At 76.8% G+C, this 25534-nt stretch carries 20 protein-coding genes and 1 riboswitch; of the genes, 11 read left to right on the top strand and 9 right to left on the bottom strand.

What is annotated here, in order from left to right:
* Positions 1-186: 186 nt before the first annotated feature.
* From ACRYMY_RS11370 to ACRYMY_RS11360, 3 genes are all read right to left on the bottom strand, one after another.
* A complete protein-coding gene (locus ACRYMY_RS11370) occupies positions 187-2385 on the bottom strand; it encodes an NPCBM/NEW2 domain-containing protein (RefSeq protein WP_432547369.1) in 2199 nt (732 codons plus the stop codon).
* A 244-nt stretch (positions 2386-2629) separates the two neighbouring features.
* Positions 2630-3514 carry a beta-1,6-N-acetylglucosaminyltransferase gene (locus tag ACRYMY_RS11365; protein ID WP_432547368.1) on the bottom strand — a complete coding sequence of 295 codons (885 nt, stop codon included), beginning with the start codon at positions 3512-3514 and terminating at the stop codon, positions 2630-2632.
* A gap of 29 nt (positions 3515-3543) precedes the next feature.
* Positions 3544-5190, bottom strand: coding sequence for a dolichyl-phosphate-mannose--protein mannosyltransferase (locus ACRYMY_RS11360; RefSeq protein WP_432547367.1), 1647 nt, complete (start codon positions 5188-5190; stop codon positions 3544-3546).
* Positions 5191-5280: 90 nt separating this feature from the next.
* On the opposite strand from ACRYMY_RS11360, the gene rsmI reads away from it, so the two are divergent.
* The 3 genes from rsmI (at position 5281) to ACRYMY_RS11345 (ending at position 8811) form a co-directional block, all read left to right on the top strand.
* Complete coding sequence (rsmI, locus tag ACRYMY_RS11355) at positions 5281-6204, top strand: 16S rRNA (cytidine(1402)-2'-O)-methyltransferase (RefSeq protein WP_432547366.1); 924 nt, start codon at positions 5281-5283, stop codon at positions 6202-6204.
* Between the two features lie 115 nt (positions 6205-6319).
* Positions 6320-7840, top strand: a complete 1521-nt coding sequence (locus ACRYMY_RS11350; RefSeq protein WP_432547365.1) for a lipopolysaccharide biosynthesis protein — start codon at positions 6320-6322, stop codon at positions 7838-7840.
* A gap of 80 nt (positions 7841-7920) precedes the next feature.
* Entirely contained in the window at positions 7921-8811 is an 891-nt protein-coding gene (locus tag ACRYMY_RS11345) for a glycosyltransferase (protein WP_432547364.1), read from the top strand.
* A gap of 78 nt (positions 8812-8889) precedes the next feature.
* On the opposite strand, the gene ACRYMY_RS11340 is transcribed toward ACRYMY_RS11345, so the two are convergent.
* Positions 8890-10014 (bottom strand): acyltransferase family protein, encoded by a 1125-nt coding sequence (locus tag ACRYMY_RS11340; protein WP_432547363.1) that lies wholly within the window; start codon positions 10012-10014, stop codon positions 8890-8892.
* Between the two features lie 221 nt (positions 10015-10235).
* On the opposite strand from ACRYMY_RS11340, the gene ACRYMY_RS11335 reads away from it, so the two are divergent.
* Complete coding sequence (locus ACRYMY_RS11335) at positions 10236-13013, top strand: glycosyltransferase (RefSeq protein WP_432547362.1); 2778 nt, start codon at positions 10236-10238, stop codon at positions 13011-13013.
* A gap of 113 nt (positions 13014-13126) precedes the next feature.
* A complete protein-coding gene (locus ACRYMY_RS11330; protein ID WP_432547361.1) occupies positions 13127-14311 on the top strand; it encodes an acyltransferase family protein in 1185 nt (394 codons plus the stop codon).
* Here the strand turns inward: ACRYMY_RS11330 and ACRYMY_RS11325 are convergent.
* The gene (locus ACRYMY_RS11325; protein WP_432547360.1) at positions 14274-15935 is read right to left on the bottom strand and encodes a solute symporter family protein; all 1662 of its coding nucleotides are present in this window, start codon (positions 15933-15935) and stop codon (positions 14274-14276) included. The two genes, ACRYMY_RS11330 and ACRYMY_RS11325, sit on opposite strands and share 38 nt — an antisense overlap.
* Positions 15932-16312 carry a DUF485 domain-containing protein gene (locus tag ACRYMY_RS11320; RefSeq protein ID WP_432547359.1) on the bottom strand — a complete coding sequence of 127 codons (381 nt, stop codon included), beginning with the start codon at positions 16310-16312 and terminating at the stop codon, positions 15932-15934. Before ACRYMY_RS11320 ends, ACRYMY_RS11325 begins: the two co-directional genes overlap by 4 nt.
* 222 nt (positions 16313-16534) lie before the next feature.
* Positions 16535-16626: riboswitch (SAM riboswitch) on the top strand.
* 69 nt (positions 16627-16695) lie between these two features.
* Between ACRYMY_RS11320 and ACRYMY_RS11315 the strand changes: the two genes are divergently transcribed.
* From ACRYMY_RS11315 to ACRYMY_RS11300, 4 genes are all read left to right on the top strand, one after another.
* Positions 16696-17703 (top strand): methylenetetrahydrofolate reductase, encoded by a 1008-nt coding sequence (locus ACRYMY_RS11315; RefSeq protein WP_432547358.1) that lies wholly within the window; start codon positions 16696-16698, stop codon positions 17701-17703.
* A complete protein-coding gene (metE, locus tag ACRYMY_RS11310) occupies positions 17700-20126 on the top strand; it encodes a 5-methyltetrahydropteroyltriglutamate--homocysteine S-methyltransferase (protein WP_432547357.1) in 2427 nt (808 codons plus the stop codon). The genes ACRYMY_RS11315 and metE overlap by 4 nt, the downstream gene beginning before the upstream one ends.
* Positions 20127-20277: 151 nt before the next feature.
* Positions 20278-21471: an amidohydrolase family protein gene (locus tag ACRYMY_RS11305; protein WP_432547401.1), complete on the top strand. Its 1194-nt coding sequence runs from the start codon at positions 20278-20280 to the stop codon at positions 21469-21471.
* 67 nt (positions 21472-21538) lie between these two features.
* Positions 21539-22507 (top strand): diacylglycerol/lipid kinase family protein, encoded by a 969-nt coding sequence (locus ACRYMY_RS11300; RefSeq protein WP_432547356.1) that lies wholly within the window; start codon positions 21539-21541, stop codon positions 22505-22507.
* A gap of 27 nt (positions 22508-22534) precedes the next feature.
* Here the strand turns inward: ACRYMY_RS11300 and ACRYMY_RS11295 are convergent, their stop codons facing one another.
* Together ACRYMY_RS11295 and ACRYMY_RS11290 are read right to left on the bottom strand one after the other, a co-directional pair.
* Positions 22535-22732 (bottom strand): DUF1737 domain-containing protein, encoded by a 198-nt coding sequence (locus ACRYMY_RS11295; RefSeq protein ID WP_432547355.1) that lies wholly within the window; start codon positions 22730-22732, stop codon positions 22535-22537.
* 9 nt (positions 22733-22741) lie between these two features.
* Complete coding sequence (locus tag ACRYMY_RS11290; protein ID WP_432547354.1) at positions 22742-23383, bottom strand: DUF7711 family protein; 642 nt, start codon at positions 23381-23383, stop codon at positions 22742-22744.
* Positions 23384-23484: 101 nt separating this feature from the next.
* On the opposite strand from ACRYMY_RS11290, the gene ACRYMY_RS11285 reads away from it, so the two are divergent.
* Positions 23485-23988 carry an OsmC family protein gene (locus tag ACRYMY_RS11285; protein WP_432547353.1) on the top strand — a complete coding sequence of 168 codons (504 nt, stop codon included), beginning with the start codon at positions 23485-23487 and terminating at the stop codon, positions 23986-23988.
* Positions 23989-24033: 45 nt separating this feature from the next.
* Here the strand turns inward: ACRYMY_RS11285 and ACRYMY_RS11280 are convergent, their stop codons facing one another.
* A complete protein-coding gene (locus ACRYMY_RS11280; RefSeq protein ID WP_432547352.1) occupies positions 24034-25143 on the bottom strand; it encodes an aldose epimerase family protein in 1110 nt (369 codons plus the stop codon).
* 97 nt (positions 25144-25240) lie between these two features.
* On the opposite strand from ACRYMY_RS11280, the gene ACRYMY_RS11275 reads away from it, so the two are divergent.
* Positions 25241-25414: a CsbD family protein gene (locus tag ACRYMY_RS11275; protein WP_432547351.1), complete on the top strand. Its 174-nt coding sequence runs from the start codon at positions 25241-25243 to the stop codon at positions 25412-25414.
* Positions 25415-25534: the final 120 nt, after the last annotated feature.

The following is a 25534-nucleotide window of genomic DNA, read 5'->3' as shown; positions in this document are numbered from 1 at the left end:
CCATCTGGTTCGGCGAGGGCTCCTGTAGTCGGATCGGGGCAGACAGTACCCGCGCCGGGCCGTCCCGGTCGCCGCTCGGCGACGAACAGCCACAGACCCATCACGTCCCGTCGCCACCAGATGCGCGAGCACCCCGGTGCGGTGACGGAATGTCACCGCACCGGGGTGCTCGGGACGGGTGGGAGCTCAGGGGAGCAGCTTGGCGTCGGCCCAGTCGGCGTGGTCCCCGGCGGAGCTGCCGTCGCCGTTGGTCACCACGAGGCGGACCTCACCGGCGCCGGCGACGTCGACCGTGAGGGTCTTGGCGGCCTGCCCGCCCCGCAGCAGGCCGCTGTCCGCGAGCTTGGTCGTGCCCCGCCAGACCTGGAAGACGACCGAGCCCTGCGTGCCGACCTCGGCGTCCACACCGACCTGGGCGGTGAACGTGCGCGCCGCGCCGACCGGCACGACGACCTCGCTGGCCGCGTGCACGCCCAGACCCTTGGCGTACTTGACCCCCGCGATGGTCAGCGTCCGCCCGTCGCCGGCGGCCAGCTCGCCGTTGCTGCGGTCCTTCTCCACCGGACCCCAGCCGTTCTTCACGACGCGGTAGGCGGTGTCCGACACGTACGTGGGCGTGGCGGTGGGCGTGGCGGTGGGCGTGGCGGTGGGCGTGGCGGTGGGCGTGGCGGTGGGCGTGGCGGTGGGCGTGGCGGTGGGCGTGGCGGTGGGCGTGGCGGTGGGCGTGGCGGTGGGCGTGGGCGCCGGCGTGGCCGGCGCCGTGACCTTCGGGGTCAGCAGCTTGGCGTCGGCCCAGTCGGCGTGGTCACCCGTCGTGCTGCCGTCGCCGTTGGTCACCACGAGGCGGATCTCGCCCGCCCCCCGCACGTCGGCCGTCAGGGTCCGGGCGGCCTGGCCCCCCTTCAGGAGGCCGCTGTCGGCCAGCTTGGTGCCGCCGCGCCACACCTGGAACACCACCGAGCCCTTGGTGCCGACCTCGGCGTCGACGCCGACCTGCGTGGTGAAGACGGTGGCGTCACCGACGGGGACCAGGACCTCGCTGGAGGCGTGGACGCCGAGGCCCTTCGCGTACGTGGTGCCCGCGATCTTGAGGACCTTGCCGTCACCCGCGGCCGACTCACCGTTGCTGCGGTCCTTCTCGACCGGGCCCCACCCGTTCTTGACCGTGCGGTACGCCGTGTCGGAGGCGTAGCGCACGTCGTAGCCGGTGGTGTCCAGCGGGCCGGTGCCCGGGTCCCCGGAGGACACCGGGGCCGGCTTGGCCCAGTCCTTGGGCAGCGCCTGCAGCTTCTCCCACGGGAAGCCCTTCATGACCGAGTAGCTGGGCGTGCTGCCCAGCAGCGCCTTCCACGGGTCGACGCCCGTGGCGTTGATCGAGGCCTCCGGGCTCTCGGCCACCACGGCGGTGCAGCCGGCCTTGTCCGTGACGACGAACCCGTACCTCTGCGCGGCCCGGGCCACCATCTTGGCGACGGGGTGCATCGGCAGCGCGTCGACGTCGACCGAGGGGTCCAGGCGCAGGCGGGTGCCCTCGGGCACGCGGTCCGCGGCGGTGTCGAAGCCGTCGCTGCGCTGGGCGGGGTAGCTCCACTCCGAGGCCTTGCCGGGCATGGGCAGGTGCAGGGCGAGGGCGTGGTCGATGACACCGGACTGGACGTCCTTGATGCCGATCGTCCCGCCGGCCAGGGCCAGGCCGCTGGCGCTGGCGCCGAAGCCGTCGTGGAAGAACCCGTCGCTGTGCGAGACGCCGTCGATGCGCCCGCCCCAGCACGCCGACCACACGCCGTCGACCTTCTTGGTGACCCAGAACTCCCACAGCTGGTCGGTGTCGGGCGAGTAGACGGTGAGCTGGCTGTCGGTGCCCTTGGCCGGCACGGCGCGGGAGGGGATGGGGACCTGGGTGAACTGGCCGCCCGGGCCGAGGAGGCCGGCGGGCGTGTAGGTCTTGCCCTGGCAGTTGTTCCACTGGACGTCGACCTTCGGCTGGTCGGCGGGGACGGTGTAGAAGCTGGTGCTGTACTGGTAGGCGTTGAACGCGGCGACCCCGTCGTACTGGGCGGCGGTCTGCCGCGCGACGTTGGCGACCATCGCGGCCGAGTTGGCGTGCAGGGGCGCGTTCCGGACGTCGAGCTTCCAGGCGGTGCCGGCGGTGAACACCCCACCGGCGGGCATGCCGTGACCGCTGACCGTCGTGCGCTGCGCGCTGCTGAGGGGTGCGGTGGTGGTGGGCGTGGCAGTCGGCGTGGAGGTGGCTGCGGCGGGTCCCGCCAGCGCGGTGGCCGACAGGGCCACCAGGCCGAGCGAGCAGGCGGCGGCGGTGAGGGCGGTGGCGAGGCGGGAGGGGAGCACGGGGATCTCCAGGTGGGCTGCGGTGTCGGAGCTCACCCATCGGGTCCGCCCGGGACCCGGCTGCAGTCCGGGGCGGGGTTGTCACCCGCCCGCGAGGTTTCACCGGCGGCTGGTCGACACGGCGTGGCGGTGATCGCGGCGGACGGTGCCGCGCTCCTCACCCGGTCGGCGGCGGCGGTGACGGTCGCCCTGCGTGGCCGCTGGCCCGTTCAGGCGACCCGAGTCCGTCACCGCGCGTGAGACGGGCTGCCGGTGGCCGCGGGAGGGGGTGCGGCGGGGATCAGCCGCGGGGTCGAGCGGGGGCTCCGACGAGCTCGCGGCGCACGCGCTCGCACACCTCGACGTCGACGTCCGGGTCGAACTTGCGGGCGAAGAACTTGGGGCTCGCCGCCAGGGCGGGCAGGTCGTCCACCGTGAGGACGGCCGGGCTCAGCCGTCCCGGCGAGCGGGACCAGTCGGTGTGGGTCAGGTGCGGGCGCACCTCGCGCTCGCCCGGCAGCGCGTGCAGCACCGTCTGGAAGAACATCTCGTCCGGCACCGTGGCGTGGCGGAAGAACCGCACGAACCGCGGGGAGCGGTCGACGAAGCCGAGGACGTCCTCGGCGCAGCCGTGCGGCAGCAGCCACCACTGCGAGCCGCCGTACGGGCGCGCGCCGCCGAGGCCGCGGGCGACGTCGCGGCGCGGCAGCCGGGCGAGCACGTGCCGGTTGAGGCGGCTGGCGGCGCGGCTGTCCCGGTCGCGCGGCGCGTAGTGCCAGCGCTCCAGCCGCGACATCGGCTTGCCGCGCTCCTCGGCGGGCATCGGCCAGCTGTTCATGTACACGGCCCCGCTGGCCAGTTCGGCGTGCAGGGCGGGCAGCGGCTTGATGGGGAGGTCCGCGCCGCTGAGCAGCGCGTAGTAGTCGCCGGGGGCGTCGCTGACCGCCTCGCTCAGCGCGGTGGTGGTGGCCGCGACCACCCCGAAGCCGCCCCAGCGGACCTCGTGGCGGCGGGAGGTGAAGCGCACGGCCGGGCCCAGCGCCCGCGTCGCGGCGTGGAACGGGACCGCGTCGACCTTCGCGTCGACGTGGACGACCACGCGGTCCCCGTGGTGCACGAGCAGGTCCGCGAGCGCGGCGAGCTGCTCCGGCTGCCGGTGGGCGAGCACGAGGAAGGTGACCTGCACGCGATGATGCTGGCACAGCGGGTGACGCGTCACACCCAGCTGGGCAGCCACATCCGCCGCTGCCAGGAGGTGTGGGGGATGACCTCGGCCGTGTACACGGGGTGGAAGTACGCGAAGCAGGCCACGCACGCGACGAGGACGGCCCCGGCGACGAGCGCCCCCCACCGGCGCCGGCGCAGAGCGGCCTCGGCCCGCACCCCGGCGCGCAGCGCGGCGCGGGAGGGGTCCGGCCCTAGCACCAGCCCCAGGACGTACGTCAGCGCGAGGACGAGGAACGGCACGAGGACGACGGCGTAGAAGGTGAAGATCGTCCGCTGCTGGTACTGGAACCACGGCAGGTAGGTCGCCGCCACACCCGCCAGCACGGCCCCGGCGCGCCAGTCGCGGGCGAACGCCCAGCGGGCGACGACGACGGCCAGCGCCACCAGGGCCGCCCACCACAGCACGGGGGTCCCGAGCGAGGTGATCGCCGAGGAGCACGTGGACGCGTCGCACCCCTGGCTGCCCTGCTGGACCGTCTCGTAGAAGAACGAGGTGGGCCGGCCCTGCACGAGCCACGACCACGGGTTCGCCGAGTACGGGTGCGGGCTGGAGAGCCCGATGTGGAACCGGTACGCCTCGGCGTGGTAGTGCCACAGGCTGCGCAGCGCGTCCGGCACGAGCGCCGCCGCGCCGGTCGCGGGGTTCTGCTCGCCCCACTGCCGCAGGTACCCGGCGGAGGTGGCGAACCACCCCGACCAGGTCGCCACGTAGACGACGACGGCGACGGGGACGGTGGAGGCGAACGCGGGCACACCGTCCCGCCAGGCGGCGGCCAGGAGCCAGCGCCGGACCCCGACGGCGCGGCGCGCGCCGGCGTCCCACAGCACCGTCATCAGGCCGAAGACGGCCAGCACGTAGATCCCCGACCACTTCACCCCGCAGGCCAGGCCGAGGCTGACGCCCGCGGCCAGCCGCCACCAGCGCACCCCCAGCCGCGGACCCAGACCGTCGGCGCCGTGCTCGGCGACGGCCCGCGCGAGCCGGGCGCGCGCCCGGTCGCGGTCGGCCAGCAGGCAGGCGAAGGCGACGAGCACCCACCACATGAGGAAGACGTCGAGCAGGCTGGTGCGGCTCTGCACGAAGTGCAGGCCGTCCACCGAGACGAGGACGGCCGCGGTGACGCCGAGCAGGGTGGAGCGGAACAGCCGCCGCGCGACGCGGCCCAGCACGAGGATCGACAGGGTGCCCACGAGGGCCGCGGAGAAGCGCCAGCCGAAGGAGCTGTCGACCCCGAAGACCCACTGCCCGAACGCGATCATCCACTTGCCGACCGGCGGGTGGACGACGAAGTCGCCGACGGTGTCGAACACGTCGGGCGTGCCGGCCGTGAAGAGCGCGTCCGGCTCGGCGAGGTCGGGGTCGTTGCGCAGCTCGACGCCGTGCTGCAGCAGCGACCAGCCCTGCTTGACGTAGTACGTCTCGTCGAAGACGAGCTGGTGCGGCCGCCCCAGCTGCCAGAACCGCAGCAGCCCGCCGACCGCGGTGACCAGCAGCAGCGGCAGCCACGCCCGGCGCCAGCCCTCGCCGTCGATCTCGGAGGGCCCGCCCAGCAGGCGGGCCCGCAGGGCCCGCTCGTCGCCGCGGCGGACGGCGGCGCCCGGGGACGTGCCCGGGGACGTCGGCGAGGCGGTCACGCAGCGTCCCCGGTGCTCACGATCACGGGGTCATCGTAGGTGGGCGGGTGCGGTCGACGGCGGGCGCGCGCGGTGGGGGAGCATCGCGGGGTGGACACGACCGAGGAACCCGGGACCACCGACGCGGCACCTGCCGCCGGGGACGCCGGCGGGCGCCTGGTCCTCGCGGGCACCCCCATCGGGAACGTCGGCGACGCCTCCCCGCGCCTGCGCGAGCTGCTCGCGACGGCCGACGTCGTCGCCGCCGAGGACACCCGCCGCCTGCACCGGTTGTGCTCCGCGCTCGGCGTGGCACCGGCCGGGCGGGTCGTCAGCTACCACGAGCACAACGAGCGCTCCCGAGCCGGCGACCTGGCGGACGCGGTCGCGGCCGGGAGCACCGTGCTCCTCGTGACCGACGCGGGGATGCCGTCGGTGTCCGACCCCGGCTACCGCGTGGTGGTGGCCTGCGTGGAGCGGGACCTGCGCGTGACGGCCGTGCCGGGACCCTCGGCGGTCCTCGCGGCGCTCGCCGTCTCGGGCCTGCCCAGCGACCGCTTCACCTTCGAGGGCTTCGCGCCCCGCAAGCCGGGGGAGCGGGCCCGCGCCTTCGCCGCCCTGGCGGACGAGCGGCGCACGGTGGTGCTCTTCGAGTCCCCGCACCGCACGGCCGCCACCCTGGCGGCGCTGGCCGAGGCCCTGGGCGGCGACCGGCCGGCGGCCGTGTGCCGGGAGCTGACGAAGACCTACGAGGAGGTCGTGCGCGGTCCGCTGGCCGACCTGGCTGCGTGGGCGGCCGGGCGCGAGGTGCGCGGGGAGGTGTGCCTCGTCGTCGCCGGGAGCGCGGGCCCGCGGGTCCGCGGGGTCGCGGAGCTCGTCGCGGACGCGGAGGAGCTGACGGCACGCGGCGCGCGGCTGAAGGACGCCTGCGCCGAGGTGGCGGACGCGGCGGGCGCGTCGCGGCGGGACCTGTACGAGGCCGTGCTCGCGGCCCGCCGCGCCGCCGGGAGCGGTGCTGCGCCTCCGTCCGCGTGACCCGGGACCTCCGGCACCCGCTGCTATGGTTCGGCACGGTCGGTAGCGAGGACGGCTGATCTCGCCCGGGACCGGTCGTGGGATCGGCGCGGGACGGGCGGAGGTCGACGCGATCGTGTCCAGCGGAGTGCGGAGGACCGCCCGCGAGGAGCGGGGAGACCTGGCCCTCCAACGTCGCAAGGTCGAGGCCGTCGGGGCGCACAGCGCGCGCGGCGTGGCCTGGACGCTGGGCGGCCAGTGGGGCCTGCAGGCAGTGCGCATGGTCAGCATCGTCGTGCTGGCGCGGCTGCTGACGCCCGACGACTACGGCCTCATGGCGATGGCGTGGGTGATCACCGGGTTCGTCAGCACGGTCGGCAGCCTGGGGCTGTCCGAGGCCGTGGTGCAGCGCGCGAAGGTCACGCACGCCCAGGCGAGCACCCTGTTCTGGCTGAACATCGCCCTCGGAGCGGTGCTCATGCTGCTCGTGGCGGCCAGCGCCCCGCTGCTGGCGATGTTCTACGGGCGGCAGGAGCTCGTCGCCGTCACGATCGTCCTGTCCACCACGTTCCTGCTGGGGGCGCTGACGGTGCAGCACCAGGCTGTCCTGCTGCGGCGCCTGCAGTTCCGCACCCTCGCGCTGCGCAACTTCGCCGGTGGGGTGACCGAGATCGCGGTCTCGATCGTGGCGGCGCTGATGGGCGCCGGGTACTGGTCGCTGGTGTACGGCCAGCTCGCGGGCGTGGTGCTCAACGTCGTGGTGCTGTGGAGCGCGGTGGACTGGCGCCCCGGCCTGCCGCGGCGGCGCTCCGGCGTCCGCTCGTTCGTGTCCTTCGGCGGCGGCATCTCCACCTTCCGCGTGCTGGACTACGCCTCGCGCAACGCCGACAACCTGCTCATCGGCCGCTTCCTGGGCGGCGAGGCCCTCGGCCTCTACACGCGCGGCTACGGCCTGCTCATGGCGCCGCTCGCGCAGATCCACGGTCCGGTCGCGAACGTCGTCCGGCCCACCATGGCGGCCCTGTGGCCCGAACCGGAGCGCTACCGGCGCTACTACCTGTCCGCGCTGTCCGGGTTGTGCTTCGTGGTGGCGCCGGTGGTGGTGCTGCTGGCCGTGCTGGCCGACCCGGTGGTGCTCGTGCTGCTGGGACCCGACTGGTCGCAGTCGGCGGACGTGTTCCGGTGGCTGTCGGTCGCGGGGTTGCTGCAGGTGGTCGGGTTCACGAACGGCTGGCTGTACGCGACGTCGGGCCGCTCCTGGGCGATGGCCCGCTGGGCGCTGGTGAGCCGGCCCGTGCTGATCCTGTCGTTCGTGGCAGGCCTGCCCTGGGGCATCACCGGTGTGGCGATGGCGTACGCGCTCTCGCAGCTGGTCCTCACGCCGCTGGGCATCGCGCGCGCCGGGCGCGGCACGCCCGTCTCCCTGCGCGACGTGCTCGGCGTGGCCTGGCGCCCGGGGGTCGTGGCGGCGGGCGCGGGCCTGACCGCGGCGGGTTCCTGGTGGCTGGTCTCCGGCAGCGCCCCCTTCGTGCAGCTGCTCGCGGGCGGTCTACCGGGCGCGCTCGTGGCGGTGCTGCTCGTCCTCGTGTGGCCGTCGGCCCGCCGCGAGATCACCACCCTCGTGCGGTCCGTCCGCAAGAAGCCCGCCGCTGTCTGAGGACCCCCCTGTGGGCTCGCGCGAGCACGGCGGGTACAGCTCGGTTGACAGTCGGTGAGGCGTTTCCCCAAGCTACGGCCGTGAACCCCCTCGAGAACGTGGAAGCCGCCCCGGACGTGTCCGTGGTCATCCCCACCCGCAACGGCGCCCGCACGCTGCCCGTGCAGCTCGACGCCCTCGCGCGCCAGCGGACCAGCCGCCGCTTCGAGGTGATCGTCGCGGACAACGGGAGCACCGACGGCACCCGCGAGCTCGTGGAGGAGTACGCCCGCGAGCACCCGTGGCTGCGGTGGGTCGACGCGAGCGCCCGGACCGGTTCCAACGTGGCCCGCAACATCGGCACGGCCGCGGCGCGCGCGGAGTCCGTGCTGCTGTGCGACTCCGACGACGAGGTCGCCGATGACTGGCTGGAGCACCTGGCCCGCGCGCTGGAGACCGCCGACGGGGTCGGTGGCCGGCTGGAGCGGGAGAAGCTGAACACCGAGTACGCCGCCCGGTGGGGAACCCCCGGGGGGCAGACGGGGATCACCCGGCAGCTCGGCTTCCTGCCGCGCCCGGTCGGGGCGAACGCCGGGTACCGCAAGTCGGTGTGGGAGGAGCTGGGCGGTTTCGACGAGGACTACGTCCGCGGCGGGACCGAGACGGAGTTCTACTGGCGCCTGCAACTGGCCGGCCACACGCTCGTCGACGTGCCCGAGGCCGTCGTGCACTACCGGATGCGCCCGGACCTGAGGACGTCGGTGCGCCAGATGTACATCTGGGGTCGGCAGTCCCCGATGCTGTACCGCGACTTCCGGGCCCACGGCCTGAGGTTCGACCCGCGGGACCTGCTGCGCCGCTGGAAGGGCTTCCTGCGGATGGTGCGCTACAGCTACCGCGGCGACGTCGAGCGGCTGCAGGTGCTGCGGCACGGCGGGTACCTCCTGGGCCGCCTGGTCGGCAGCGTGAAGTACCGCGTCGTCTTCCCCTGAGCCGGTCCCGCCGGCAGCGGACCGGGCGCGCGGGACCGCGCGACCGGTGGCGTCCGTCCAGCCTGTGCCGCGAGCGGTTCAGCGGCCGGCGTCGGCGCGCTCGCCCGGTGCGCCCGGTTGCGCGGGCACGCAGGTGGTCCGCGCTGCCGTCCCCGTCCCGGCGGTCCGCCACGGTGCGCCGAGCGCCCCCGGCACGCGCCGCAGGGGGCGGGTGAGGAGCACCGCCAGCGCCAGCGCGGTCACCACCAGGGCGGGGACCGCCAGCCACGAGACCAGGACACCAGCGCCACCACCCGCCGCGACGAGGTCCGCCGCCCCGGTGACGGCCAGGACCGCCACGAGGCAGCCGAGGACCACCTCGTGCAGCACGTAGACGCCCAGGGTGTCCCGGCCCAGCCGCGCGAGCGCCCGCCCGGGAGCGGTGGGCGCCAGCCGCCCCGCGACGGCCAGGCCGGCGACGACCCCGGCCGCGCCCAGCAGCAGCGCGACGCCGGGGACCGTCAGCAGCTGGGCGCGGGCCGCCAGCAGCGCGACCGCGCCGACGGTCAGGAGCAGCCCGCCCGCGGCGACCGTGCCGCTGCACCGCTGCACGAGGACCGGCGCCCACCGCTCGGCCCGCGTCCCGGCGGCGAAGAACACGAACAGGCTCGCCACGTTGAACCACACGAAGCTGCGCACCTCCAGCGCTCCGGTGTGCGCGCCCGCGGCGGTCCCGACGGCGACGACGACGGCGCCCGGCAGCAGCACCGCGGTCGGCACCCTGCGCAGCAGCCGGGCCGCGACGACGAAGAGGGCGAGCGCCAGCAGGTACCAGGCGGCGTTGTGCGGCAGCCACACCGTGCTCTCCAGCCAGCGCCGGACACCGTCCGGGGGGCTCTCGCGCTGGTACGGGACGACGGAGAAGACGGCGTAGGCCACGCTCGCCCACAGCAGGTACAGCCACAGGTGGGTGCCGACCCGCCCGCGCACCAGGACCGGCCAGGGCCGGTGGACGGCGCGGGCGGCCAGCAGCCCGGACAGGAAGAAGAACAGGGGCATCCGCACCGCGCCCGCCGCCCCGACCAGCTGTCCCCACGCGCTGGCGGCGAGCCCGGAGGTGAGCTCACCCGCGTCCGCGAACAGGAAGGCGTGGTAGACGACGACGAGGAGCAGGGCGGCTCCGCGCGCCGTGTCGACCCAGCCGAGGCGTGCGGTGGCGGGCAAGGGCGTCTCCAGGTGGGTACGGCGTCGGTGGCCCGCCGCAGCTGCGACGGGAGCGGCGTGCGCGGCCCCTGGGGCTCGCGTGACGGTCGGTGGTCGCGGCGGACCTTACCCGCGCGACCCGGCGAGTCCCGACCAGCGGTGACGTCCCGCTACGCGCGGTCGACCGGCCCTGGCAGGGTGTCAGCGCGCGGCGCTCCGTCGCGCGCGGGGAGGAGGCGCGCGTGGGCGCGTGGACGTCGGCGGCCCGCAGGGCCGCCCGGGTGGGCGTGCAGCAGGCGGTGGCGGCCGTGCGCCGGCCCGAGGGGCTCGACCGCTACCGGCCGCCCGGCGCCCGCCGCCGCTACCGCGCGCTGGCCGTCGCCGACGTCGACCTGGACGCGCGCACCGCGGTGCTGCGCCCGGCGCTGACCCCGCCGGAGCACCCGCCGGAGGGCGTGCACGCCCTGGTCTGGTTCCACGGCGTGCCCGTCGGCGACCTGACCGTCCCCGGCGACCCGGACGTCGTGCTGCCCGGCCTGCCCGCGCGCGCGGCCCGTGAGCTGGAGCACGCCGTCCTGGACCACCTGCTGCTGGACGCGCTGCGCGTGCCCGGCGGGGTGCGCCGCGCCGCCCGCGAGGGGCTGGACCCGGCCGCCCCGGCCCGGGAGTGCCCGCGCCTGCGGGCCGCCGAGGACGCCGACACCCGCGCGCTGACGGTCGCGGTGTGCACCCGCGACCGCCCCGAGGACCTGCGCCGCTGCCTGGAGGCGGTCGCGCGCCTGGCCGACCCGGTCGCGGAGGTCCTCGTCGTCGACAACGCCTCCCGCGACGGGCGCACGCGCGCCGTCGCCGAGGAGTTCGGCGCCCGCTGCGTGCGCGAACCGCGCGCCGGGCTGGACGTGGCGCGCAACCGGGCGCTGCTGGAGGCCCGCACCCCCCTGGTGGCCTTCGCCGACGACGACGTGCTCGTGCACCCGCGCTGGGCGCGCGCCACCGTCCGGGCGTTCGCCGAGGAGCCGGCCGCCCTCGTCGTGACGGGCCTGGTCGCCCCGGCGGAGTTCGCCACCCCGGCGCAGGTGCTCTTCGAGGCCGTCGGCGGCTTCGGCCGCGGCTACCGCGAGCGCTGGTTCTCCGTCGCCGTCGGGGACGGGCAGGTCGCCGCCCGCGCCCACCCCGGCACCGGCGACCTCGGCACCGGCGCCAGCACCGCCGTGCGCCGCGAGGAGGTCCTGGCCCTCGGCGGGTTCGACCCGGCCCTGGACGTGGGCACCGCGACCGGCGGCGGCGGCGACCTGGAGATGTACTTCCGGGTGCTGGCCGCGGGCGGGCTGTGCGTGTACGACCCGGCCGTGGTGGTCCTGCACCGGCACCGCGCCTCGCTGGAGCAGCTGCGGCGGCAGCTGCGCGGCAACGGCACCGGCGCCTTCTCGATCTTCGCGGGGGCCGGTGGCAACTACGGCCGCGTCCAGGCGCGGGACATGGCGCTGTCCTCCACCGCCTGGTTCGCCAAGTACCACGGCCGCGCCCACCTGCGCAGCCTCGTGTGGCCGCAGCTGTACCCGCCGCAGCTGGTGCGCGCCGACTCGCGCGGGGCCCTGGACGCCGTGGCCGGGCGCTACTACCGGCGCGCGCAGCGCGAGGCCGCCGAGCGGGCCGCCGCGCACCCCGGCGAGCCGACCGCCGGGCCGCTGGTCCACCGGCCCGCGAGCGCCCGCCCGCCGCGCCGCGCCGACCCGGTCCTCGACGTCGACGTGCTGCGCCGGGTGCTCGTCCCGGCGGGGACCGCCCCGGACGCCGTGGTCGTGCCCCCGGTCGCGGGCGCCCGGCGGCTGCGGGTGCGGCTGCTGCGCGACGGGCTGCCGCAGACCGTGCTCACCGTGCGCGCGGGCGGCAGCGACGTGTCCGCGGCGCGGCTGGCCCGCGAGGTCGTCGACCACCTCGGCCCCGCGCTGCTGGCGCCCGGCACCTCCTGGCAGGAGCTGCACGCCGCGGCCGTCGCGGGCGGCCCGGCCCCGCTGACCGCCGCCCTGGCGGCCGCGGTGCGCCGCGAGCCGTCCCGGCTGGACCCGGGCGCGCGGGTCGACGTGCTGCTGGCCACCCGCGAGCGCCCCCGGCAGCTGCGCCGGGCGCTCGCGGCGCTCCTCGAGGAGCCGTCGCGGCCGCTGCGCGTCGTCCTCGTCGACAACTCGCCCGACCCGGCCGCCACCCGCACCGCGGCCGGCGGCGACCCCCGCGTCCTCATCGTCCACGAGCCGTGGCCGGGCCTGTCCGCGGCCCGCAACGCCGGGCTGGCGCACCTGTCCGGCGACGTCGTCGTCCTCGTCGACGACGACGTCGCCGTCACGCCCGGCTGGCTGGAGGAGCTGCTGGCGCCCTTCGCCGACCCGTCGGTGGGGCTGGTGACCGGTGCCGTCCTGCCCGCGGACCTGCGGGCGCTGGACCCGCAGCTGTTCGAGGACTACGGCGGCCTGGACCGCGGCCCGCACCGGCACGTCTACGACCGCCGGTGGCTGGAGGGCCACCGCGGGCCGGCGCCGACCTGGCGGATCGGCGCCACCGCCAACGCCGCGGTGCGCCGCGACGTGCTGGCCGGCGTGGGCCCCTTCGACGAGGTGCTGGGCGCCGGCCGCCCGGCGGGGGTGGGGGAGGACACCGAGCTGTTCCACCGGGTGCTGCGCGCCGGGCACCGCGTCGTGCACCAGCCGACCGCGGTGGTCCTGCACGAGCACCGCGCCGACCGCGCCGGCCTGCTGGCGCAGCTGCGCGCCTACTCGGCCGGGCACGTCGCCTACCACCTGCAGGTCGCCGCCCGGCACGGCGACGTGCGCGGGCTGGGCCGCCTGGCGTGGGGGCTGCCGCGCGACCTGGCGCGCCGGGCCGCGGCCACCGCCTGGAGCGACGACGACGCCCCGCGGGACGTGCTGGCCGCGCAGGTCCGCGGGACGGCGGCCGGCCCGGGCGCCTGGTGGCGCTCGCGGAACGAGGTGCGGGAGGCCGGGCGCGCGCCGGTCGACGACTGAGGTGACCGGGGGCTCGGCGGCGGTGCCCCGTCTTTGACACCCGGTGAGGGGGCGGCACAGACTGCGACCACTCGACGGCGAGCGTCCCGCCCGCCACCTCCGAGGAGCACCTCGTGCCGACCACCCCCCTCGCCGCGGCCGGCCGGCCCGCGCCCGCCCGCGGGCGCGACGCGCGCGTGGAGACGCTGCGGGGCCTGGCCTGCGTCCTGCTGGTGGCCTACCACGTGCGCGGCGGCACCCCCGCCGACGGCTTGCAGCTGGCCGCCGACGACCCGTGGTCGCGCGCGGTCTCGGCCTTCGACCACCTGCGGATGCCGCTGTTCACGTTCCTGTCCGGGGTGGTCTACGCGTACCGGCCCGTGCGCCAGGGGCTGGGGCGCTTCGTGCGCGGCAAGGCCCGGCGCCTGCTCGTGCCGATGCTCGTCGTCGGCACGGCGTTCGCGCTGTTCCGCGAGGCCCTCTTCGCGGCCGGTGCCGCCAACAGCGGTGCGGGGACGCCCTGGTACCTGTGGCACGTCCTGCCGGTGGCGCACTTCTGGTTCCTCGAGGCCGTCTTCTGGATCTTCGTGCTGGTCGGCGTCCTCGACGTCGCGGGGCGCCTGGCCCGCCCGGCGGTCGTGGCCGCGCTCGTGGTGGCGGCCGTCGCCGCCGACGTGCTCGTGCCGTTCGGCGTGGACCCGCTGGGGCTGCGCAGCGCCCTGTTCCTGCTGCCGTTCTTCCTCACCGGCCTGGCCGCGCAGCGCTTCTCCCTGACCACCGCTCCGCTCGCCCTGCGCGCCGGCGTCGTGCTGGTCGCCCTCGCCCTGGCGGCGTGGGTGCTGCTGGGGCTGCTCGGTGTCGTGGACCCGGTGCCCTCGCGGCGCGACCCGGTGGGGGCGGCGGTCGGCCTCAGCGCCTGCCTGGCGCTGCTGCTCGTGCCGTGGCGGGTGCGCCCGCTGGTGGCCCTGGGCGCCTTCTCCTTCACGATCTACACCACGCACGTGTTCGGGACCTCGGCCGCGCGCGTCGTCCTGGAGCGCCTGGGCGTGGAGTCGGTACCGCTGCACCTGCTGCTGGGCGTCCTGGCCGGGCTGGCCGTGGGCGTCCTCGTCGAGCTGGTGGCCCGCCGCTGGGCGCTGACCCGCACCCTCGTCCTGGGGCAGCGCAGGCGCCCGGGCGCCGGCGCGCGGACGGGCGCGGGGACGGCAGCGGGGCGGGTGCCCGACGGCACCCGCCCCGCTGACCGGCCGGCCCCGCCCCGCGACGGGGCCGGCGACGGCGTCAGTGCTGGACGGCCTTCTCCGCCCCGGCGCCGGTGAGGGAGCGCACCTCCATCTCGGCGGCGCGCTTCTCGTTGCCGCGCTCCTTGCCGAGCACGGAACCCAGCCAGCCCAGGAAGAAGGCCAGCGGGATCGTCACCAGGCCCGGGTTCTCCAGCGGGAACCACGAGAAGTCGACCGAGGTGTCCCGGATGACCGACAGGCTCGCGCCGGTGTTGGGGTCGACCTTGCCGGAGACGACGGGGGAGAACGCGATGAGCACCAGGCAGGAGATCAGCCCGCCGTAGATGCTCCACATCGCCCCGCGGGTGGTGAAGCCCTTCCAGAACAGCGAGTAGATGATCGTCGGCAGGTTCGCGCTCGCCGCGACCGCGAAGGCCAGCGCCACGAGGAACGCCACGTTCTGCCCCTGCGCGAAGATGCCGCCGACGATGGCGACGGCACCGATGACGACGACCGTCAGCCGCGCCACCCGCACCTCCCCGTCCGGGTCGACCTGCCCCTTCTTCAGCACGCTGGCGTAGATGTCGTGCGCGAAGGAGGCGCTCGCGGTGATCGCCAGACCGGCGACGACGGCGAGGATCGTGGCGAACGCGACGGCCGCGATGATGCCCAGCAGGATCGTGCCGCCCAGCTCGAACGCCAGCAGCGGTGCCGCCGAGTTGACGCCGCCGGGCGCCGCCCGGATGACCTCGGCGCCCACGATCGCGCCGGCGCCGTAGCCGATGACGAGTGTGAACAGGTAGAAGATGCCGATGATCCAGATGGCCCACACGACGCTGCGGCGGGCCTCCTTGGAGGAGGGCACCGTGTAGAAGCGCATGAGGACGTGCGGCAGGCCCGCGGTGCCGAACACCAGCGCCAGCGACAGCGACAGGAAGTTCAGCTTCGAGACCTCGCTGGCGCCGTACTGCGCGCCCGGCCCGATGAGCGCCTCGCCGGCCGAGCCGGGCGCGGCCACGGCCGCCCCGAGCAGGTCGGACAGGTTGAAGCCGTACCGGCTCAGCACCCACACCGTCATGATCCCGGCGCCGGTGACCAGCAGGCACGCCTTGATGATCTGCACCCAGGTGGTGCCCTTCATCCCGCCGACGAGCACGTACAGGATCATCAGCGTGCCGACGACGGCGATGACGACGTTCTGCCCGGCGCGCGAGTCGATGCCCAGCAGCAGCGAGACCAGCCCGCCCGCGCCGGCCATCTGCGCCAGCAGGTAGAAGAACGACACGGCCAGCGTCGAGATCGCCGCGGCCGTGCGCACGGGCCGCTCGCGCAGCCGGAAGCTGAGGACGTCGGCCATCGTGAAGCGGCCGGTGTTGCGCAGCAGCTCGGCGACCAGCAGCAGCGCCACCAGCCAGGCGACGAGGAACCCGATCGAGTACAGGAACCCGTCGTAGCCGTACAGGGCGATGGCGCCGGCGATGCCCAGGAAGCTGGCGGCCGACAGGTAGTCGCCGGCGATGGCGACGCCGTTCTGCCGGCCGGTGAAGGCGCGCCCGCCGGCGTAGAAGTCGGCGGCCGTGCGGTTGTTCTTGCTGGCCCGCAGCACCACGGTCAGCGTCACGGCGACGAACGCGCCGAAGATGGCGATGTTGACCCAGGGGTTGCCGATGTCCGTGCCCGCGGCCGCCGCGGTGGGCAGGCCCGTCGCGAAGGTGCTCACCGGACCCCCTCGATCCGCTCGCGCAGCTCCTCGGCCGCCGGGTCGAACTTCTTGTTCGCCCAGCGCACGTACACGGTGGTGATGGCGAACGTCATGACGAACTGGCTCAGCCCCAGCAGCAGCCCGATCGTGATGTTGCTGTCGCCCAGGCGCGTGCTCATGAAGCCGTGCGCGTAGTCGGCGAGCAGCACGTACAGCAGGTACCAGAACAGGAAGAGCGCGGTCAGGGGGAAGACGACGCGGCGGAAGCGCCGTCGCAGCGCGGCGAACTCGGGGGAGTCCTGGACCTCCTGGTAGGGCGTGCGCCCGCCCAGGGGCCCGGACCCGCCGGGCGGTTCGCCGGCCGGCCCGGACCGGCCGTGGTCGGTCGTGCTCACGGTGACCTCCTCGTCAGCGCCGGGACCCCGAGCCCCGGCTGTGAGGGCGCCGACGGTAGCTCGACGTCGAGACTCCTGACCACAGAACGCGCCGAGAGGGCTTCCGGAAGACCCGCCGGGGCGGCGGTCCGCACCTCACCCGCTCGGGCGATCAGGCACGCCCAGCGCGCGGCCGACACGAAGGGTGTTGAAGCGGGGGCCCCGTGCCCCTAGCATCGACGCAGCCCATCCAGAGCGGTCGAGAGTCCTGGCTCCGTGACGCCGCAGCAACCCCCCGAGCCCGGGCGAGGGTGCTAACGCCAGGCCGATGGAGTTCCGATGTCGATGTCACGCACCCACGCCATCCCCGCCACCCCCGCCCGCACCGGCGCCCGGGCCCCGCGGTGAGCCTCGCCCCGCGCCTGCGGGGGACGGACCGGCCCACGGTCAGCTTCGAGCTGTACCCGCCGCGCTCGGCGGCGGGCGTGGACGCCGTGCACCGCACCGTGGCCGAGCTGTCCGCCGTCCTGCCGGACTTCTTCTCCGTCACCTACGGGGCCTCCGGCGCCACCCGCGGGCCCAGCGCCGACCTCGTGCGGCACGTGCTGGCCAGCACCCCGGTGCCCGTCCTGGCGCACCTGACCTGCGTGGGCGCCTCCCGGCGCGAGGTCGTCGAGCTGGCCACGGCGTTCTTCGACGCCGGGGTCCGCGACGTCCTCGCCCTGCGCGGGGACCCGCCGACCGGGCAGGAGGACTGGCGCCCGCACCCCGACGGCGTCCACCGCGCCTGCGACCTCGTGGAGCTGCTGCAGGTGGCCGACCGGCGCCACCTCGCCCAGCGCGGCGGCGCCCGGCCCGTGGACGAGCAGCCGCTGAGCATCGCCGTGGCGGCCTTCCCCTCCGGCGGGCCGGACGACCTGGCGGCGCTGCGCGCCAAGCAGGACGCCGGCGCCCACTTCGCGGTCGCGCAGGTCTGCTACCGCGCGAGCGAGTACGCCGACCACCTGGCCCGCGCCCGCGCCGCCGGGATCACGATCCCGGTGCTGCCGGGCGTCGTGCCCACCACCGACCCGGCCCGGCTGCTGCGCCTGCAGCAGCTGACCGGCGTGCCCGTGCCCCGCGAGCTGCTCGCCGTCCTGGAGGCGGCGCAGGAGTCCGGGGAGACCGCCCGCCGCCGCGCCGGCACCGCCTGGGGGGCGCGGCTGGTCCGCGAGCTCCTCGACGCCGGCGCGCCCGGCGTGCACGTCTACACCTTCAACTCCCACGACCACGCGCTGGACCTGCTCGAGGGCGCCCACCTCGACACGCGGACCCCGACGGTCCCGCCGGCGGCCGGACGGCCGCAGGCCGGCAGCTCCCCGGAGGCACCCCTCCCCGAACCCGCCGCGCAGCCGGCTGGAGGCACCGCATGAGCACCACCGACCACCCCACCGACCGCACCGGGACCGGCTGGGACGCCACCGTCCTCGGCTACCCCCGCACCGGCCCGCGCCGCGAGGCGAAGAAGGCGCTGGAGGCCCTGTGGGCCGGGCGCGCCGACGTCGCCGCCACGGAGGAGGCCCTGGCCGCCGTGCGCGCGCGCACGCTGCGCCGCCTGAACGCCCTGGGCCTGCACGCCCACGACGCGTCCATCCCCTCGGCGGCCTCCAGCTACGACCACGTCCTCGACGCGGCCGTCGCCGTCGGCGCCGTCCCGCCGCGCTTCGCCGACGTCGTCGGCCCCGACGGGCGCGTGGACGTCGCCGGGCGCTCCACCATCGCCCGCGGGCGCGGGGCGGACGCGCCGCTGGAGATGACGAAGTGGTTCGACACGAACTACCACTACCTCGTCCCCGAGATCGGTCCGGGCACGGAGTTCCGCTTCGCCGACGACAGCAGCGTGCGCGAGTTCTCCGAGGCGCTGGCCGACGGTTTCCTCACCCGGCCCGTCCTCGTCGGGCCGCTGACGTTCCTGCTGCTGTCCAAGCCCGCCGACGGCGCGCCCGCCGGGTTCCGGCCCCTGGACCGCATGGACGACCTGCTGGGCGCCTACGCCGACCTGCTCGCCGCCCACGCGGCCGCCGGCGCGACGTGGGTGCAGCTGGACGAGCCCGCCCTCGTCAGCGACTCCGCCACCGCCGGCGTGGCGGACCTGCCGGGGCTGGTGCGCCGCACCTACGAGCGGCTGACCGCGCTGCCGCAGCGCCCGCAGCTGCTGGTGGCCGCCCCCTACGGGGACCTGGGGGAGCTGCTGGAACCGCTGGCCCGCACCGGCGTGGAGGGAGTCGGCCTCGACCTCGTGCGCGGCCGGCTGCCGGAGGTCGACGGGGAGGCCGGTGCGGGGCTGCGCGAGGCGCTGCGCGGCACGCTCGTCGTGGGCGGGGTCGTCGACGGGCGCAACGTGTGGGCGGGGGACCTGCCGCGCGCCCTGGCGTCGCTGCGCGCGCTGGAACCGGCCGCCGCGCACGTCGCGGCGGGCACGTCGACGTCCCTGCTGCACGTCCCGCACGACGTGGCCGACGAGCCGCAGCTGGACGAGCGGCTGCGCAGCTGGCTGGCCTTCGCCGACCAGAAGGTCGCCGAGGTCGTCGTCCTGGGCCGGGCGCTGCGCGACGAGACGGCGGTCGCCGACGCGCTCGCCGCGAGCGCCCGCGTGCGCGCCGACCGGGCCGGCGCCCCCGGCGTGGTGCGCCCCGAGGTCCGCGAGCGCCTGGCCGCCCTCACCCCGGAGGCGTTCCGCCGCAGCGACTACGCGGTGCGCCGCTCCGCGCAGGAGGAGGTCCTGGGCCTGCCGCTGCTGCCCACCACGAGCATCGGCTCGTTCCCGCAGACCCGCGAGATCCGCGCCGCGCGCGCCGCCCACGCGCGCGGGGAACTGGCCACCGAGTCGTACGAGGAGTTCCTGCGCGCCGAGGTCGACCGCGTCGTGGCCCTGCAGGAGGACCTCGGCTTCGACGTCCTCGTGCACGGCGAGCCCGAGCGCAACGACATGGTCCAGTACTTCGCCGAGCACCTGGACGGGTTCGCCGTCACCCGCAACGGGTGGGTGCAGTCGTACGGCTCGCGCTGCGTGCGCCCGCCGATCCTCTTCGGCGACGTGGTCCGCCCCGAGCCGATCACCGTCCGCTGGGCCCAGCACGCGCAGTCGCGCACCGCGAGGCCCGTCAAGGGGATGCTCACCGGCCCGGTGACGATCCTGGCGTGGTCGTTCGTGCGCGACGACCAGCCGCTGGGCGAGACCGCCCGGCAGGTGGCGCTGGCGCTGCGCGACGAGGTCGGCGACCTGGAGGCTGCCGGCACCCGGGTCGTGCAGGTCGACGAGCCGGCGCTGCGCGAGCTGCTGCCGCTGCGCGAGGCCGACCAGGGCGCCTACCTGGAGTGGTCGGTGGGCTCGTTCCGGCTGGCCACCGCCGGGGCGGGCGACGCCACCCAGGTGCACACCCACCTGTGCTACTCGGAGTTCGGCGAGGTCATCGACGCCATCGACGGACTGGACGCCGACGTCACGAGCATCGAGGCCGCTCGCTCGCGCATGGAGGTCGTGCCCGACCTGGCCCGGCAGGGCTTCGCCCGCGGCATCGGCCCCGGCGTGTACGACATCCACTCCCCGCGCGTGCCGGGCGAGGAGGAGGTCGCCGACCTGCTGCGGCTGGCGGTGGCCGCCGTGCCCGCGCGCCAGGTGTGGGTCAACCCGGACTGCGGGCTGAAGACCCGCGGCTACGCGGAGGTCGAGCCGGCGCTGCGCGCGCTGGTGGCCGCCGCCCGCACCGTGCGCGCCGAGCTGGACGGGCACGAGGGGCACCACGGGCGCGACGGGCGCGCCCCGGCGGTCGGCGCGGGCGGCCGCGCCGGCTGACGTGCGCGCGGTGGTCGGGTCACCGGGCCGCTGGTTGGCTGGCCCGGTGACCGTCCCCGTCCCGCCCGCCCCGCCTCCCGCCGCGCCGGGCGCCCCGCGCACCACCCCGCGCGGGCGCGACCTGGCCGTCGTCGGCGGCAGCGTCCTGCGGATGACGCCCGGGTGGGCGGGCGAGCGCGAGCCGGTCACCGTGCTCGTGCGCGGCGGTGTCGTCGCGGCCGTCGGCCCCGACGTCGCCGTGCCCGCCGGGGTTCCGGTGCTGGACGCCACCGGCTGCTGGGTGCTGCCGGGCTTCGTCGAGGCGCACACCCACCTCGGCGTGCACGCCGAGGGGGAGGGCTGGCACGGCGCCGACGTCAACGAGAAGGGCGAGCCGCGCGGGGCGCGGCTGCGGGCCCTGGACGCCGTCGACCCCGCCGACCCCGGCTTCGCCGACGCCCTGGCCGGCGGGGTCACCACGGCCGTGGTGATGCCCGGCTCGGCGAACGTCGTCGGCGGGCAGACGGCCGCGCTGAAGACGTGGGGCCGCACCGTCCTCGACGTGCTCGTGCGCGCCCCGCTGGGGGTGAAGAGCGCGCTGGGGGAGAACCCCCGCAAGGCCGGCAACCCCGGCCCCGGCACCCGGATGGGCGTGGCCGCGGCGCTGCGCGACTCCTTCGCCGCCGCGCAGGCCCTCACCGCCCGGCGCGCCGAGCGCCTCGCCTCCGGTCAGGAGCTCCTGCCCGCCACGGGCGCCGACCGCGACGCGGAGGTCCTGGCGCGCGTCCTGGACGGGGAGCTGCTGTGGCACCAGCACGCCCACCGCGCCGACGACCTCGTCACCGCGGTCCGCCTGGCCGAGGAGTTCGGCTACCGGCTGCTGCTGCAGCACGTCACCGAGGGCCACCTGGTCGCCGGGTTCCTCGCCGAGCACGGCGCGGCCGCCGTCGTCGGCCCGCTGCTGACCTCGCGCTCCAAGGCCGAGCTGCGCGGGCGCACGCCCGCCGTGCCCGCCGCGCTGGCCGCCGCCGGGGTGCCGCTGGCCCTGACGACCGACCACCCCGTCGTGCCCGTGCAGCACCTGGCCCTGACGGCCGCCGTCGCCGTCCGGGAGGGCCTGGACCGCGACGAGGCGCTGCGCGCGCTGACGTCCTCTCCGGCGCGGCTGCTCGGCCTCGACGACCGCGTCGGGTCCCTGGCGCCCGGCCTGGACGGCGACCTCGTGCTGTGGTCCGGGGACCCGCTGGACGTCACGTCCCGGGTGGTGAGCACCGTCCTGGAGGGCCGGGTCGTGCTGCGCCGGGACGGTGGGACGCCGGTGGTCGCCGAGCGCGGCGACGGCCGCGCGGCCGGACCGCCCGGCTGAGCGCGTCCGGGCACGACCGCGGTCCGCCCGGCGTTGGCACCGCCGGAGGACAGGACAGGAGGACCTCGTGGGAGCAGCGGGATCAGCAGGACCGGCGGACGGGACGGCGGGGGAACCGGCGCGCCCGGCCGTCGAGGGCGTCGTGGCCGTCGTCAACGCGGGCGCCGGCTCGGCGCAGCCGCGGACGGTGGCCGCCGTGCTCGACGAGCTGCGCCGCCGCAGCGGCGGCGCCCCCGTGGAGCTGCGGCGCACCGCCACCCTGGACGACCTGCGCCGTGCGCTGCTCGAGCACGACGGGCGCCGCGTGGTGCTCATGGGCGGCGACGGCTCCCTGCACGCCGCCCTGCAGGTGCTGTGGAGCGCCGGGGCGGCCCGCGACGTCGGCCCGCTGGGGATCGTGCCGCTGGGCACCGGCAACGACCTGGCCCGCTCCCTGCGGCTGCCGCTGGACCCCGTGCGCGCCGCCCGCACCGCGCTCGGCGGGTGCGCGCGCGACCTGGAGCTGCTCGTCGACAGCCGCGACCGGATCACCGTCAACACCGTCCACGCCGGCATCGGCGCCGCCGCCACCGCGCGCGCGAGCCGGCTCAAGGGCCTCCTCGGGCCGGCGGCCTACCCCGCGGGGGCCGTGTGGGCCGGTGTCGGCATCGGCCGCGGCTACCGGCTGCGGGTGGAGGTCGACGGGCGCCGGGTGGCCGACCCGGACGACCCCGTGCTCCTGGTCGCCATCGGCATCGGCGGCAGCATCGGCGGCGGCGCGCCCCTGGTGCCCGGCGCCGACCCGCACGACGGCGTCGCCGACGTCGTCGTGTCCACCTCCACGGGTCCGCTGGCGCGCGTGGGCTTCGCCGCCGGGCTGCGCCACGGCGTCCACGTCGAGCGGCAGGACGTGCGCACCGCCCGCGGGCGCGTCGTGGAGGTCACCTCCGCGGGCGGGCCGTTCCGGCTGAACTCCGACGGCGAGGTGAGCGCGGAGCAGACGCACGAGCGCTTCGAGATGCGCGCCGACGCCTGGCGGGCGGTCTGCCCCGACTGACCCGGCTCGCCGGCCGGTCCCGCGGGCTCAGGCGGGCAGCGTGCGCGGCGCCGGCGGGGTGCGCAGCACGACGGCCTGCGCGGCCACCACCCTCCCGTCCACGCTGGTCACCGACGGGCTGCCGTGCAGCTCGTACCCCTCGGCCAGGGCGGCGCTGACGCGCTCGCAGAACGACCGGTCGTCCGGTCCCGTCAGCAGCCGGTAGCGCAGCTTCTCCTCGCTCACGCCCGCACCCTAGGACCCCCGCCCGCCCGGCGCGCCCGGCGGCGGCGCGGTCAGACCGGTGGCACCCGCGTCCAGCAGGTCCAGCCAGCCCGCCACCAGGTCGGCCAGGACGTCGGCGCGCGCCACGGGGGAGCCCCCGCCCCACCGGTGCTCGCGGTAGTCGGCGCTCGCCCGGCGCAGCGCGGCCAGCGACACCCGCGCCTCCTCGGCCAGGCCCGCGGCCGCCCGCTCCGGCTCCGGCGCCGGTGGGCGCAGCCGCCCGGCGCCGCCGTCGCGCACGGCGCCCAGCACGTCCTCGTCCGCACCGCCCTCCCGGCTCCAGAAGCGCACCGGCCGCTGGACGGCGTGCCCGGCCACCGGCCCGGCCGCGGAGCGGAAGACCACCGCGACCGGCAGCGTCGCCAGGCCGGCGGCGCCCAGCCAGTGCTGCGCGCCGGCCGGCGCGCGCCCCCAGGGCACGTCGGCGCGCTGCGCGTCGCACACCAGGGCCACGGCCACCGCGTCGTCGGGGACGTCCTCGGCGCGCGGGCCCAGCAGGCGGCCGTGCACCCACGCCTCGTCCACGCGCAGACCCAGGAACGGCAGCCGGGCCGCGTGCGCGCACCCGGCGGCGACCTTCTCGAGCTGCCGCACGGCCGTCGTCCACCTCACGGCCCCATGCTCGCGCGGTCCGGGTCCCCGGGCACCGGCGGGCACCCGCGCGGAGCGCGGGGGTGGTCGCCCGCCCCGCGGGGGCGGCCTATCCTCGCCCGGTGGACGCGACCGAGCTGAGGGCCCTGCAGAAGCCGCTGAAGGACAAGTACCGCGACGACCCCGCCACCGCGGCGGTGCCCGCCAGGGCCGTCGCGGTCCTCGACGGGGCCTCCATCGGCGTGTCCGTGGACGGCTTCGCGGGCACCACGCGCGCCGGCCTGCACCCGGCCGCCGGGGGCGACGGCACCGAGGCCTGCTCGGCCGACATGCTCTGCGAGGCCGTCGCCGCGTGCGCCGGGGTGACGCTGCGCAGCGTCGCCACCGCGATGGGCGTGGAGCTGCGCAACGCCTCCGTCACCGCCGAGGCGACCTGGGACGCGCGCGGCACCCTCGGCGTCTCGCGCGAGGTGCCCGTCGGCATCACCGACGTCACCGTCACCTTCGACTTCACCTCCGACGCCGACGAGGCCACCGAGGCGAAGATGGTCTCCCTCGCCGAGCGGTACTGCGTCATCGCGCAGACCCTGCGCACGCCCCCGCAGCTGACCGTCCGCCGGGCCTGAGCGCGCCCGGGCCCGGGCTCCGCGCCCGGGCCCGCCGGCCCCGTCTCAGCCGGTCGTGAAGCGCAGCGCCGTCGTCGAGCGCCACACCGCGCCCGGGCGCAGCACCACGCCGGCCGGGTCGCCCAGCTCCGGCTGGTTCACGGCGTCCGGGTGCGCCTGCGTCTCCAGGCACAGCGCGTCGCCCTGCCGCACGGCGCGCCCGTCGGCGGTGCGCCAGGCGCCGGTGAGGAAGTTGCCGGAGTAGAACTGCACGCCCGGCCGGTCGGTCGTCACCGTCAGCACGCGCCCGCTGCGGCCGGCGCGCAGCACGGCCGCCGTGCCGGGCCGGCCCGGGGCCGGCTCGTCGAGCACCCAGTCGTGGTCGTAGCCGCCCGCGCGGCGCAGCTGCTCGTCCGCCTCGCGCAGCCGGTCGCCCACCCGGGTCGGCTCGCGGAAGTCGAAGGGGGTGCCCGCCACGTCGGCGGGCCCGCCGGCCGGGACCAGACCGGCGTCCACGGGCAGGTACCGCGCGGCGCGCAGCTGCAGGACGTGGTCCTCGACGCTGCCGGACCCCGCGCCGTCGAGGTTGAAGTAGGCGTGGTTGGTCAGGCTGACGGGGGTGGGGGCGTCCGCGCGGGCCTCGTACTCCAGCGCCAGGACGACCGCGCCGTCCTCCTCGGTCAGCGCGTAGGTGACCGCCGCCTCCAGCCGGCCGGGGAAGCCCATGTCGCCGTCGGGGGAGACCAGCTCCAGGCGCACGCCCGCGCCGCCGGGCACGTCCACCGCCCGCGCGCTCCACACCCGCTGGTCGAAGCCCTCCGCGCCGCCGTGCAGCGCCTGCGCGCCGTCGTTGACGGGGACCCGGTGCTCGGTGCCGTCCAGGACGAACCGGCCGCCGGCGATGCGGTTGGCCACCCGGCCCACGACGGCGCCCGGGTAGCCCGAGGCCTCCTCGTAGGCGGCGACGTCGGCCAGGCCGACGACCACGTCGGCCAGGTGCCCGGCGGCGTCCGGCACCCGCAGCGAGGCCAGCGCGGCACCGCGGGTGAGCACGGACGCACCCGCGCCCGAGGGCAGGCGCAGCTCCCAGCGCTCGACCGGCTCACCGCGGCGGGTGCGGCCCCAGGGGCCGCTGGTGGTGCTCGCGGTGGAGGTGGTGGTGCTCTCGGCGTCCATGCGCGCATGCTGCCGCACCCCGGCGCCTCCTCGACGGGCGCCCGGGCCCGCGCCGACCTAGCGTGGGGATCCGTCGATCACCGAGAGGGGCGTCCACATGGGCATCGGGGACAAGCTGAACAACGCCGCGGAGAAGGCGGCCGGCAAGGCCAAGGAGGCCACCGGGAAGACCACCGACGACCGCGACCTGCAGGCCGAGGGGCAGGCCGACCAGAAGGTCGCCAGCACCAAGCAGGCCGGGGAGAACGTCAAGGACGTCTTCCGGGGCTGAACCGCTCCGGGCGCGCCGGGGCGCCCCCGTGCCGGGGGGGGGGCGGGGGCGGGGGGGGCGTGGGCCGCCGCGGGCCGTCGGGGGGCAAAACCCCCGCCCCCCCACCGCGCCCCCGGCTCC

This window comes from Kineococcus haloalkalitolerans (assembly GCF_050871905.1).
In the GTDB taxonomy this organism is placed as follows: Bacteria; Actinomycetota; Actinomycetes; order Actinomycetales; family Kineococcaceae; genus Kineococcus.
Note: the sequence above shows the minus strand (reverse complement) of the source record. Positions and strands in the feature narration are given on the sequence as shown.